We start from the raw sequence: 13,250 nt of genomic DNA on the forward strand, positions 1-13,250 counted from the left end.
AAATTATAGTAATTGTGAGGGATTCGCGCATACGTTTTGTTATGCGTAATTAATAAAATAGAATTCGTTACAAATAGAAAAGAATTCGTTTTTTGAGAAAAAATAAAGAGATACGATTAGTGTTATTCTTTATAAATTCCAATGACTAATTCGCCTTTGTCATTCATTGTTGCTCTATACATACCAGCAGTATTGAATTCGGCAACCATATTACCGTTTTTATCAACGGCAACAATACCACCATCACCACCAAGTTCAGGCACTTTATTTTGAATGACTTCTTGAGCAGCTTCCTTAAGCGATAAGCCTTTGTATTGCATTAAGGCAGAAATATCATGAGCAACCATGGCACGTATAAAATATTCTCCCCAACCTGTACTTGAAACAGCGCAAGAGTTGTTGTTGGCATATGTGCCAGCTCCAATAATTGGTGCATCACCAACTCTACCATAACGTTTATTGGTCATACCTCCTGTTGACGTTCCAGCAGCAAGATTACCATTTTTATCTAAGGCTGCACAGCCAACAGTTCCAAATTTATAGTTTTGAATTTCGGCATCGTAAAACGCTGTTTTATCATCATGGTCTAACTCTACCTGTTCTCTTTCCTTTGCTCTTTTTACTGAGTTTAAACGTCTTTCGGTATGAAAATAACTAGGCTCAACTATGACTAAACCTTGTTCTTTGGCATAGGTTTCGGCTCCAGATCCAGCCATCATCACATGAGGCGATTTATCCATGATTACTCGCGCTAAATTTATGGGATTTCTAACAGTGGTCGTGCCTGCCGACGCTCCAGCATTTAGTGTTTTCCCATCCATAATTGACGCATCCAATTCATTTGTTTCAGCATTAGTAAATACAGACCCCTTTCCAGCGTTAAATAATGGGGAATCTTCCATAACATTAATCGTTTTTTGAACGGCGTCTAAACTTGTTCCGCCGTTTTTTAAAATCTCATATCCCACTTTAATGGCTTCCTCTAATTTAGCTTTATAAGCGGCTTCACGTTCAGGAGTCATGTTTTTTTTCAGAATTGTTCCAGCACCACCGTGGATGATAATGGCAAAATCAGCTTTGGGATTACTAGTGTATTCAGGGAAACCTGGTTCGGAGTTTTCATCGGTTTTTTTAACTTCTTTTGCACAACTAAAACAGATGATAAAAACAAAAAAGTGAAGGATATAATGTCTCATGGTGATATCAAATTTATAAGTGCTTTAAAGTTACATTATTAAACAAAATGCTTCAAGTAAAAATGACTTTTTATTAGTAACTTCGCGTCAAAATCTAATAAATCATAAAAAATATACAAATATGGAAGCTATTGCTACCGATTTCGGAATAAAAGAAGCCTTAAAACAGTTAGGTGTTCATGAGGTAAATGAAGGAACATCTACAGGTTCAAATAATTTTTCTAATGGAGAGATTATTGAATCGTATTCTCCTGTTGATGGTCAATTAATAGGAAAAGTAAAAACAACTACAAGAGAAGATTATGACAAAGTAATGGATGCTGCTACAAAAGCATTTAAATCTTGGAGAGATGTACCGGCTCCTCAACGTGGAGAAATTGTTCGTCAATTTGGAAACAAATTAAGAGACCTGAAAGAACCACTTGGTAAATTAGTGTCATACGAAATGGGAAAATCTTTGCAAGAAGGTTATGGTGAAGTTCAAGAAATGATTGACATCTGTGATTTTGCTGTAGGTTTATCAAGACAATTAAACGGACAAACAATTCCTTCTGAACGACCAGGACATGTGATGAGAGAACAATGGCATCCAATAGGTGTTGTTGGAATTATCTCAGCATTTAACTTTCCTGTTGCTGTTTGGGCTTGGAATACAGCTTTAGCTTGGATATGTGGTGATGTATGTGTTTGGAAAGCTTCTGAAAAAGCACCTTTATGCTCTGTTGCTTGTCAAAATATTATTGCAGATATTTTGAAAGAAAATAATTTGCCAGAGGGTATTTCTTGTATCATAAATGGAGATTACAAAGTAGGAGAAATGATGACTACAGATTCTAGAATTCCTTTAGTTTCTGCAACTGGGTCTACAAGAATGGGAAGAATTGTTGGTGCAACAGTTGCCAAACGTTTTGGTAAATCTTTATTAGAATTAGGTGGTAACAATGCAATTATTATTACGCCTTCTGCAGATTTAAAAGTGGTGGTTCCTGGTGCCGTATTTGGTGCTGTAGGAACTTGTGGTCAACGTTGTACCTCTACAAGGCGATTAATTATTCACGATTCTGTATACGATAAAGTAAGAGATGCAATTGTTGGTGCCTATGATCAACTAACTATTGGGAATCCATTAGATGAAAAGAATCATATAGGACCGTTAATTGATAAAGATGCCGTAAATACATATTTAGCTGCCATTGAAAAAGCAAAAGCAGAAGGTGGAAATGTATTGGTTGAAGGAGGTGTATTAGAAGGAGAAGGTTTTGAAAGTGGTTGTTATGTTAAACCAGCTATTATTGAAGCTGAAAATCATTTTGAAATTGTACAACATGAAACGTTTGCTCCAATTTTATACCTGATGAAATATTCAGGTGATGTAGAAAATGCTATTGATAAGCAAAACGGTGTAGCTCAAGGATTATCATCTGCAATTATGACAAACGAAATGAAAGAAGCAGAGAAGTTTTTATCTTATGCTGGTTCTGATTGTGGAATAGCTAATGTGAATATTGGAACTTCTGGTGCTGAAATTGGAGGCGCCTTTGGTGGTGAAAAAGAAACTGGTGGTGGACGTGAGTCTGGATCTGATGCATGGAAAGTCTACATGAGAAGACAAACCAATACGATAAATTATTCAGACGAATTACCTTTAGCACAAGGTATTAAGTTTGATCTTTAATTTAATTAAACAGAATATATTTATAAAAGCCATATCATTTGATATGGCTTTTTAATTTGACGGAATTATCGTATATCTTACTTCAGTTAAATCATTAAAGATACTTTGATTGCCAATTAAGTTTTCGGCTCTAAAAATGATTTCATTTGTATCTGGCGAGAGCGAGAAATAATAGAAGCGACTGTTTCTGGCATAAGGAATTGTTACAACTTCATCATTAGAAAAGAGTCTGCCATGAGCAATTATCGCTGCATTGGCCACATTTTCTGGATTAATGTTTTCATCTTGAATAGCAAAACTTGTAAAAGTTACAGAGGTGGTTGAAAAATTAGTAGGAATCCATTCAGAGGAAATGACATTAGCATTTCCATCCATTCCATCATCACCATCTTCTGCAGAGCAGGACACTAAGCACAAGATAAACACAACACTAAAAATTCTTGAAATTGTTTTCATAATTTAGAATATATTTTACTTCATAATATAATAAAATTTAATCTAATGAGTTGATTTTGTTACTACTCTCTTGCTTTGGAATCATTTTTGAGAGGTATAATTAAACTTAAAATCATTTTTTAAGTCTTAAAGCTATATGAAAGTTCAACACATACAACATTTATATCAGAGGCTTGGTTTTGGTATTGTTCCAAATCAACTAGTGCAAATCACCAATAAAGATAGGCATCAAATAGTTGATGAACTGTTTTATAAGTCGTCGTCTATGACAAACTTAAGTATTGATACGACAGATTTAGATCATTATACTTCGGAAACGGTTATTGGAAATAAGAAAAAATTATTTGAGTTTAGAGATAAGAGCAAGGAGAAACTTAAAGCGTACAATTTGGCTTGGATAGAACGACTCATTAACACCAATGAAGCTTTAAGAGAACGAATGACCTTGTTTTGGGCGAATCATTTTGTTTGTCGAGATGAAAACGTTTTTCATATGGTGCAATACAATAATATACTTAGAGAGTATGCACTAGGTGATTTTGGCGATTTTGTCAAAGCTATTTCAAAAGAGCCATCGATGCTCAAATATTTAAACAATAAACAAAATAGAAAGCAAAAACCTAACGAAAACTTTGCTCGTGAACTTATGGAGTTGTTTATGTTAGGGGAAAGTCATTATTCAGAAGAAGACATAAAGGAGAGTGCTAGAGCTTTTACAGGTTATAACAACAATTTTGAAGGTGAATTTGTATTCCGTAGAATGCATCATGATTATGGTTTTAAAACGTTTTTTGGAAGCACAGGACGTTACAATGGTGATGATATTATTGATATTATACTTGAACAAAAACAATGTGCTCGTTTTATCTGTAAGAAGATATACAGCTATTTTGTAAATGAAACTATTGATGACGCCAAAGTTGAAGAACTAACATCTATATTCTATAAAGATTATAATATTGAAAAGCTCATGCGACATATTTTTATGTCTGATTGGTTTTATCAACAAGAACATATAGGTGCTAAGATAAAATCGCCAATTGAGTTTTTGGTAGGGATTTGCCGAACAGTACCTGTAACATTTGAAAGTTCTATGGATGTGTTGAAAATTCAAAAGTTATTAGGTCAAATGCTCCTCAATCCGCCAAATGTTGCAGGTTGGAAAGGTGGTAAAAATTGGATCGATAGTAACACCATCATGATTAGATTGAAGTTGCCATCAATACTTTTAGCAAATGCACGAATATCAACAAAAGAAAAAGGCGAATTTGAAGACGCTTTTGAAGCGTATATTACGAAAAAGCGAAAAAATAAGTTTGTCAATGTGACTGTAGATTGGGAAACGTTTGAGAAGCAATTTGCAGATTATAGCATTAACGAATTACAAGAATTACTCTTATTGCCTAAGTTAAGTGAAGGAACGAAAACCTATTTAAAGACATTGAGCAAATCGTCAAAACAAGAGTATTGCGTTCAGTTAATGTCATTACCCGAATATCAAATGTGTTAATTATGGACAGAAGACATTTTTTAAAACAATCCACATTAGCGAGTAGCCTCTTTTTTGTGCCTAATTTTATAAAGGCCTTTGAAAGTTTGCCTTCGCATACTTTAGGCTTTAAACGCTTGGTTGTTATTCAACTTTCAGGTGGAAATGATGGACTTAATACAATTATTCCTTTTAATAATGATGACTATTATCGAAATCGACCAACTATTGGTATTTCTAAGAGTGATGTGTTAAGAGCAAGTGACGATTTGGGATTTCATAAGAGCCTACTACCTCTTAAAAAATTATTTGATCAAGGGCATCTAACAATTATCAATAATGTTGGCTATCCAAACCCTAATCGCTCACATTTTAGAGCTACAGACATTTGGCAAACGGCTAGTAACTCTAATCAATATTGGCAAACAGGTTGGATTGGTCGTTATTTGGATGAGTATGGCAATAAACCATTTAATGCACTTGAGATTGACGATAGTTTGTCACTCGCTTTAAAAGGACATAAAACTAATGGTATTGCGGTTAAAAATCCTTATGTGTTGTTTAAAACATCTCAAGATCCCTATTTTAAAAATGTACTAAACCATTATCAAGATGAACATTTGAGCGAACATAATCTTGGTTACTTATATAAAACAATGATTACTGCAGAATCCTCTGCAAAATATATTTTCGAAAAGCATAAAACAGCTGTATCAAAACAAGATTATCCAAGTAATGAGTTTGCCAAACAAATGAAAACAACGGCAAAATTGATAGCTTCTAATATTGAAACGAAAGTATTCTATTCATCGCTTGATGGATTTGATACACATGCTGGACAATTAAATAGTCAGGCTCGATTGTTAAAAACATATGCCGAAACCATGGAAGCTTTTGTTAATGATCTAAAACAACAAGGTACTTTTAACGATACACTTATTGTTACTTTTTCCGAATTTGGAAGGCGAGTAAAACAAAATGCAGCAAATGGTACAGACCATGGTGCTGCAAGTAATGTGTTTATTATTGGCAATCAATTAAAAACGCCAGGGTTTTATAATAATCTGGCAAGCTTAAGTGATTTAGATGATAATGGAGACTTAAAATACACGATAGATTTTAGATCGATTTATGCTACAATCTTAGATAAGTGGCTAGCTGTAGACGATGAAACAATATTAAATACATCGTTTCAAAAATTAAATTTCATATAGCATTAGAAAAACAAAAACCCTGTTTCACATTCGACGAATCGGCATTGAAACAAGGTTATATGTAATTGATTAATAGCACTACAAAAATGCTAAAAATTAAGATTGATTTCTAAAAAAAACTATAAGTGGTCAAAAAAACTGTATGAATGGTAAATATGACCAATTTTAAAAATGGCATCTGTTTTTTTTGACGAAAAATCACTTACATAAATTGTTGAAAAAGACAAAAACCTTATTTCGTTATTGACAAGTCAACATTGAAATAAGGTTATATGTAATTGATTAATAGCAAGGCTAAAATCGTAAAAATCAAGGATGGTCTATCAAAAAAACTACGAGTGGTTAAAAAAACTGTATGAATGGTAATTTTTGGAAAATTTATCAGATTAACTGCCTTTAAGTTATTATAATAGCTAGAAATCATAGTCAAGGTCGTAAGAGATTTCATATAAATAGTTGGAAAATTAGCTATTTGCGTCCAATTATAAGGTTTTCAGAGTGTTAAATGGCATTTGTGTTAAAATAATTCTTAAATTGATCCTGCTATTAATCAATACATAACCAATTATGAAAACTTTTTTTAAGTTAATTCTGTTGACTTTTTTTGTTTCTTTTACGTCGTGCGAGACAGAAGATGTAATTACAGAAAATAACAGTAATCGAGAACCAATTAATGAAAAGGAATGTGAAACGGCTTTTGCTTATGGCAAAGAAGATGAAGCCGTATGTTTTTTAGACGATGATGATTTAAATTCGAATAGATGGGGATGGTCAATTGGACCTCTTACACCAGATCATTATGAGTCGTATCTTATTTATCAAGCTGCAGGAGGATGTAATTTAAATAACGGAGAGGTCATAGGCACTTTGAATGTTGTTTATGAAGATGACTATGTATTAGTTGATTTTGTTGCCAATGAGGGCTATGGCTTTTTTGAAACACATTTGTATGTAGGCGCCACGAAGTATCCAACGAAAAGAAATGGCCAATATACTGTAGCTCCAGGACAATACCCTTTCAGTAATGATATTCCTGAAGGAGCTTCAGATGACAGTTACAAAATTGATGATGTTGAAGGTGGGATCTATATTATCGCTCACGCTGTAGTTTGTCCTTTTAAAAAAGATGACAAAAACTAACGTCAACTTATAAATACAGTTAACCGCAAAGTAATAGTTTATGGTTAACTGTATTTTACTTTTCTTAAAATTCGAGTAGCTTCTTGATAAGAATTATAAATCGCTTTACTGTGTTTTTTCAAGTAAGGCTTGGCTTCATTTAATTTATTAATAGCATCAGGAAAATCATTAAGATAACAGATGAGGTAAGTTGCTGGAAGATTTTTTAGATCTAGTTCTTCGTGTTTATTTAAAGCTAACCCTTTCTTTAATTTTTCTAAAATGGTATTATTTGAATTATTGATATGATGAAGTAGCTTTTTTTCAAATTGTGGCGGCTTGAATAACAGATTGGTTTCAATAGTATAATTAGCATTATCTTCAAAATGAATAATGGTTTCTTCAAGTTGATAATACTTGTTTTGATTTTGAAGCCCTAAACTCACATATTCTATAATTTTAAATGTATCACTATCATAAGTAATTGATACTTCATCTAATGTAGAAAAGAATAAACGAACCTGTTCATTAATGAGTTCTATATCCACACGAGAATAAAAAACTTCATCTTTAACTACTTTTTTTTGCCCAGACCAACATAGCACAAAGTATTCTTTAAACACCTTGTATTGCGGATTGTAATCTTTACGTTTATTCATAAAATCAAAAACACCATCTAAGGTGTACTCAATATTATTTTGCGCGTGGGATTCGATGGCACTTACAATTTTAGAGTTAACATCTTTAATCTCAATGTCAAAAACCTTAGGCATACTCATACTGCCATCTCTAAAAAATACGGTGCCTCCATAATACTTCCAGATATTTTTACGTAACGATGTGAGATTATCAATAGCTCTAATTGTAACTAAGCCAACAACTTTATCATCTGGTAAATGCGGAAATGGGATGTTTTCATATTGTACTATTGGTGGATTGGATAGATACGCGTTTATAAGATTTTGAATTTTACTATCGTCAAAAAAATTAACACCAATGATCTTATTGTCTTCGTCTTCAACACCAATAACAATATAAGAGTTGTTTTTTGGGTTGCTATTAGAAAGCGCACAAATGTGTTTTAAAAATTTAGCTTTTCCCTCTTTGTGTGTAATATCGACTTTACGTTTTTTATCATAAAAACTATTCTCATCGTTATGAGCTAATAGATTTTTAATAAGTAGTCGTTTATTAATCATTGTTCAGTTTCAGCAATAATAACTCCAAAATTTCCATCCAATTGCTCCCATTTTTTCTTCGGAATATAAGTTCTTGAGACAAAACCATCAAGATACAATGCATTTTTACAGCCAAGGTTTTTAAAAAATTCGGCGAAGTCATATAAGTTAATGAGATCTTTTGACATAGCAAATAGAACTTGACCATTTGGTAAAATCCCAACGCCATTTCTAATGTGTAAATTCTTAGATCCTTTTACAAATTTAGAATGAATATGACCATCTATAACTAACATTGGGCCAGATTGTGTTGCATAACTAATGTTTGGATTTATTTTAAAATCGACGGTTTTACAAACGACACCTCGCTTGTTTTTTGTGATGTAGAAAATGCCATTAGGTTGTAAATAAAAGTTACCATACGCTTCTTTTGTGGTGTCTATTTGTGTTTTAACAATTCCATTTTCAACATATAAACCTTGAGGAGAACCATCTTTTAAATACATACCGCCATTCATGGCAAAATGTAACTTTTGACCCTTTTTTTCTAATCTGGTTTTGAGTTTTTGGAGACTACCATAATTAACTCCAGAGGAATCTTTTAAATAAAACTTCAAGGTTTGAGACTTTAGATCTACCACATGGCTTACAAATCTAGTGTCATCTATATCTTGAGCGACAGAGGTACAAGATATACATAACATCAAAAGTGTACTTGCAACTATTAGAAATGTAGTATTGAAAGTTCTAATGCTATAATAAACTAATTTCTTTTTCAATATTTTGTCGGGCTTGTTGTTCAAATTTGTCTCGATATAATTGGGTGAAATAAATTGATTTACGTTTTAAAAAATGTTGCATTGCTTCTTTTCTACCTCTTTTGTACATAAAATCGGGATAGATTGCATATTCTTTTCTAATGTTTTTAATGTAAGTATGGTAAATATGCCAATCTGTTCCTAAAATAGACAAATCAATATCCAAAAGATAAGCATTGTCATTATTTTCTTGTAAAACAATATCGTGATTTTGTGTCGATTTAATTAAAATAACGACATTTTTGATACGTTTTTCATCAAAATTGAATGATTTTAGGCTCTTTTGAGCAAATTCTGCACTTTTTGTTTCGTTGTTCTTTTTTGTGGCTTTGTAAATAATATCATGATACCAAATGGCAAATCTAAAGACATCATAATCTATAATCTCATGTGTAATATCTTTAGCCTGAACAAGCATGTGATAAATATGAGTTAAATTATGATAATGTCTATTTTTGGATGCGTAGTGTTTTTCAATAGTCTTCCAATATTGAGATATCAAAAGTTCGTCTTCAGTATATTTTGAAGACAACTGTGTCCATTCACTCGGCAACCAATCTATCATAGATCTTTGTTTAATATGGTATTATTGGCTTGTGCTGTACAAAACATAAGTACATCGGCAATATTCACATGTGCAGGGCGAGAAATGGCAAACTGAATAACTTCAGCGATATCTTCTGCTTGAAGTGCTTTGTAGCCTTTATAAACATCCTCTGCAATAGGATCGCCTTTAAAACGAACTTGAGAAAATTCGGTTTCTACAAGACCAGGGTTAATAGCTGTGACTTTTATTCCGAAGGGATTCAGGTCAAGACGCATCCCCTCGGTAATAGCTAATACAGCGTGCTTACTACCACAATAAACATTGCCTTTAGGGTATACCTCTCTTCCAGCCGAAGACCCAATATTAATAATATGACCACTTTTGCGTTCGGTCATTTGAGGGATGATTGCTTGGCTTACATAAAGCAAACCCTTCACATTAATATCAATCATAGCATCCCAGTCTTCTAAATTACCAGTATGTATCGGATCTTTCCCATGAGCATTTCCAGCATTATTAATTAAAATGTCAATCGTTTTAAAACTATCGGGAAGAGAAGTGATGGCATTAGAAGTCGCGTTTTTATCTCTTACATCAAAGTTGAGTGTATAGACCTCTGTTTGTTTGCTCAATGCTTTTTGTATGGTGTCTAGTCGTTCTTGTCGTCTTCCGCAGAGAATTAAATGAATACCGTGTTTTGCAAATTCGTGAGCTGTGGCTCTTCCTATTCCACTTGTTGCCCCAGTAATCAATGCTGTTTTTTTCATGCTTATTTTTTGTTTATGGTACCTTATGACCTTGGCATGTCACCAATATTTTAAACCAATCTTCGAGTTCCAAATTAATATCTACCGCTTTTACTGCATTTGAAATACGTTTTGCATTTGTTGTACCAATTACAGGATGAATTCGAGAAGGATGTTTTAAAATCCACGCTAAAAGTAATTGGTCTTCAGTTGCGTCGTATTTTTCCAATAATTCACCAAGCTGTCTATGAATACGTCTTGTTTGCTCATTATCTTCCCTAAAAACGCTGCCTAAAGGAGACCAAGCCATAGATGTTATTTGATTAGTCATCATATGGTCAAGCGTACCATCATGCATAGCCTCATGCTGTGTTAGAGAAAATTCAATTTGATTTACTGAAATATCAACCGATGTTGACAATAAGTCTACTTGAGAAGACGAGAAATTAGATACGCCAAATGATCTTATTAATCCTCTTTCTTTTAAATTAGAAACAGCCTCGGCAATTTCATCTGGTTGCATTAATGGGCTTGGTCTATGTAAGAGTAGCACATCCAAGTATTCCGTTTTTAAATGTTTAAGAGATGATTCGGCAGACCAAATAATATAAGACTTACTGTAATCATAATGTTTTACTGTATTATTAGGTCTGTTGTCACTTAAATATTGAATACCACATTTGCTAATCAATTCAACAGTATCTCTTTGTATACCACTTTCAGCAAACGCAATTCCAAATTCGGCTTCGGTAGTATAGCCACCATAAATATCGGCATGATCAAATGTTGAAATATTATGGGCTATACAATGATGCATGAGGTTGATCATGTCTTTCTTTGAGAGTTGTTTTCCCCAGGCACCCCAAGTCATAGTGCCTGCAATTAATCGAGAATATTTCACTTTTTTTTCTGTTTATGCCGTTTTTTTTGCAATTCACGTATAAAAATAGTCAAATCTGTAAGAAGAAAGTATTATTGCCATGTAATAATTAAGTCACCCAAATCATGAAATTTTTAAGTCATTACAAAACTGCTATTTACAGTATCATAGTCTTATTTTTTTTAAGTAGCTGTTCTAAAGAAATCGAAACAGAAACTTTTGACGATAGTAGCCTAATAACTGTCAAACTTCAAGGCACACAAAGTCTCCTAAATCGTGCAAATATTGAAGTGTTGGATGTGCAACTTAGAGTTCTAGAAGATGAATCAAGCCCAAATGCCTGGGTGAGCCTTAATACAATTAATACTGGAATTCATGATTTAACCGATATAACAGATAATGAAGTTGTGACTTTGGTTGATTTTGATGTGATACCAACAGGATTTGTTTACAACATAAAATTAATCTTAGGTGATCGAAACTCTGTTGTAAGAAATGGTGTAGAATATGTGGTGAGCATGGCTCCAGAATACGAAAACGAATCAATAAACATGGTCGGAAAAGAATTGAATGCTAATAAGTTATATGAATTTTTAATTGAATTTGATGTTGATCGATCTATAGAATTTTCTTCCCAAGGTGAAGTCAATCTCAATCCTCAAATCAGTACACATTTACGACGTTTTGAATTATTTTAAGTCGCTGTAATTTTAAATAAAATATATAAGAGCAGTACCATTGGTGCTGCTCTTTAACTTTTAACCAATTATTAACAGCATCACAGAAAAAATTTTAACAATTTGCATAACTAAATTAAAAAGAGATAATCACAGCGTTTAAAACACACAGATAATGGAAGAAACAGGAACAATTGACATTAAGAGCATCAATGAAAAAATAGAAAAAGAAAGTGCTTTTGTTGATTTGTTAATGATGGAAATGAACAAAGTCATCGTTGGACAAAAACATATGGTAGAACGATTGTTAATAGGACTTCTTGGTAGAGGTCATATTTTGCTAGAAGGTGTGCCTGGATTAGCAAAAACACTAGCGATTAATACATTATCTCAAGCTGTAGATGGAAGTTTTAGTAGAATCCAATTTACTCCAGATTTGTTACCAGCCGATGTTGTAGGAACATTAATCTACAATATGAAGCTAAATGATTTTTCTATCAAAAAAGGACCAATCTTCGCCAATTTTGTTTTAGCAGATGAGATTAACAGAGCACCAGCCAAAGTACAATCGGCTTTGCTGGAAGCGATGCAAGAAAAACAAGTGACCATTGGTGACGAAACATTTATCCTAGACAAACCTTTTTTAGTAATGGCAACGCAAAATCCAGTTGAGCAGGAAGGAACTTATCCTTTACCTGAGGCACAGGTAGACCGTTTCATGTTAAAAACAGTTATAGATTACCCAAAGCAAGCCGAAGAGCAACTTATTATGAGAGCTAATCTCAAAGGAGATTGGGATAAAGTAAATCCAGTAGTATCTGTTGCCCAAATTATGAAAGCGCAAAGTGTTGTTCGAGAGGTTTATATGGATGAAAAAATTGAAAAATATATTCTCGACATCATCTTCGCAACACGTTATCCAGAACAATACCGACTAGCCGATTTAAAACCACTCATATCATTTGGAGCTTCACCTCGTGGTAGTATCAATTTAGCAACTGCTGCTAAATGCTATGCGTTTATAAAACGAAGAGGTTATGTGATTCCAGAAGACGTCAGAGCTGTTGTTCATGATGTACTTCGTCATAGAATAGGAATTACCTATGAAGCTGAAGCTGAAAATGTCACTTCGGAAGACATCATCAACAAAATTGTAAATGAAATCGAGGTGCCTTAAGAAATGGATCTGAAGAATTTCGACTTCAAAATTTTTCAAAAAAACATTTAGACAAAGTACACGATGCACTTCATAAGC

At 33.2% G+C, this 13,250-nt stretch carries 13 protein-coding genes; 6 read left to right on the plus strand and 7 right to left on the minus strand.

The window, feature by feature from the left end; genetic code table 11:
- Window positions 1–122: 122 nt before the first annotated feature.
- Window positions 123–1,196: an isoaspartyl peptidase/L-asparaginase family protein gene (locus Q0783_RS05735; RefSeq protein ID WP_298893915.1), complete on the minus strand. Its 1,074-nt coding sequence runs from the start codon at window positions 1,194–1,196 to the stop codon at window positions 123–125.
- Between the two features lie 121 nt (window positions 1,197–1,317).
- On the opposite strand from Q0783_RS05735, the gene Q0783_RS05740 reads away from it, so the two are divergent.
- A complete protein-coding gene (locus Q0783_RS05740) occupies window positions 1,318–2,871 on the plus strand; it encodes an aldehyde dehydrogenase family protein (protein WP_298756086.1) in 1,554 nt (517 codons plus the stop codon).
- Window positions 2,872–2,922: 51 nt separating this feature from the next.
- Here Q0783_RS05740 and Q0783_RS05745 read toward each other — a convergent pair whose 3' ends face one another.
- Window positions 2,923–3,327 carry a hypothetical protein gene (locus tag Q0783_RS05745; protein ID WP_298893916.1) on the minus strand — a complete coding sequence of 135 codons (405 nt, stop codon included), beginning with the start codon at window positions 3,325–3,327 and terminating at the stop codon, window positions 2,923–2,925.
- A gap of 136 nt (window positions 3,328–3,463) precedes the next feature.
- Between Q0783_RS05745 and Q0783_RS05750 the strand changes: the two genes are divergently transcribed.
- The 3 genes from Q0783_RS05750 (at window position 3,464) to Q0783_RS05760 (ending at window position 7,170) form a co-directional block, all read left to right on the plus strand.
- On the plus strand, window positions 3,464–4,837 hold the full coding sequence (locus tag Q0783_RS05750; protein ID WP_298893917.1) for a DUF1800 domain-containing protein: 1,374 nt from the start codon (window positions 3,464–3,466) through the stop codon (window positions 4,835–4,837).
- 2 nt (window positions 4,838–4,839) lie between these two features.
- Window positions 4,840–6,030: a DUF1501 domain-containing protein gene (locus Q0783_RS05755; RefSeq protein ID WP_298893918.1), complete on the plus strand. Its 1,191-nt coding sequence runs from the start codon at window positions 4,840–4,842 to the stop codon at window positions 6,028–6,030.
- A 567-nt stretch (window positions 6,031–6,597) separates the two neighbouring features.
- Window positions 6,598–7,170 (plus strand): hypothetical protein, encoded by a 573-nt coding sequence (locus Q0783_RS05760; protein ID WP_298893919.1) that lies wholly within the window; start codon window positions 6,598–6,600, stop codon window positions 7,168–7,170.
- Between the two features lie 44 nt (window positions 7,171–7,214).
- Here Q0783_RS05760 and Q0783_RS05765 read toward each other — a convergent pair whose 3' ends face one another.
- From Q0783_RS05765 to Q0783_RS05785, 5 genes are read right to left on the minus strand one after another with little or no spacing between them, the layout of a single operon-like run.
- The gene (locus Q0783_RS05765) at window positions 7,215–8,348 is read right to left on the minus strand and encodes an ATP-binding protein (RefSeq protein ID WP_298893920.1); all 1,134 of its coding nucleotides are present in this window, start codon (window positions 8,346–8,348) and stop codon (window positions 7,215–7,217) included.
- Complete coding sequence (locus tag Q0783_RS05770; protein WP_298893921.1) at window positions 8,345–9,106, minus strand: phosphodiester glycosidase family protein; 762 nt, start codon at window positions 9,104–9,106, stop codon at window positions 8,345–8,347. Before Q0783_RS05770 ends, Q0783_RS05765 begins: the two co-directional genes overlap by 4 nt.
- Window positions 9,081–9,710 carry a hypothetical protein gene (locus Q0783_RS05775; protein WP_298893922.1) on the minus strand — a complete coding sequence of 210 codons (630 nt, stop codon included), beginning with the start codon at window positions 9,708–9,710 and terminating at the stop codon, window positions 9,081–9,083. Before Q0783_RS05775 ends, Q0783_RS05770 begins: the two co-directional genes overlap by 26 nt.
- On the minus strand, window positions 9,707–10,459 hold the full coding sequence (locus tag Q0783_RS05780; protein WP_298893923.1) for an SDR family NAD(P)-dependent oxidoreductase: 753 nt from the start codon (window positions 10,457–10,459) through the stop codon (window positions 9,707–9,709). The genes Q0783_RS05775 and Q0783_RS05780 overlap by 4 nt, the downstream gene beginning before the upstream one ends.
- Window positions 10,460–10,472: 13 nt before the next feature.
- Window positions 10,473–11,339: an aldo/keto reductase family oxidoreductase gene (locus Q0783_RS05785; protein ID WP_298893924.1), complete on the minus strand. Its 867-nt coding sequence runs from the start codon at window positions 11,337–11,339 to the stop codon at window positions 10,473–10,475.
- A gap of 104 nt (window positions 11,340–11,443) precedes the next feature.
- Here Q0783_RS05785 and Q0783_RS05790 point away from each other — a divergent pair, with 104 nt between their 5' ends.
- Together Q0783_RS05790 and Q0783_RS05795 are read left to right on the plus strand one after the other, a co-directional pair.
- Window positions 11,444–12,016, plus strand: coding sequence for a DUF4382 domain-containing protein (locus tag Q0783_RS05790; protein WP_298893925.1), 573 nt, complete (start codon window positions 11,444–11,446; stop codon window positions 12,014–12,016).
- 154 nt (window positions 12,017–12,170) lie between these two features.
- Window positions 12,171–13,172, plus strand: a complete 1,002-nt coding sequence (locus Q0783_RS05795; protein ID WP_298756121.1) for a MoxR family ATPase — start codon at window positions 12,171–12,173, stop codon at window positions 13,170–13,172.
- Window positions 13,173–13,250 lie beyond the last annotated feature (78 nt).

This window comes from uncultured Psychroserpens sp. (assembly GCF_947500255.1).
Taxonomy (GTDB): domain Bacteria; phylum Bacteroidota; class Bacteroidia; order Flavobacteriales; family Flavobacteriaceae; genus Psychroserpens.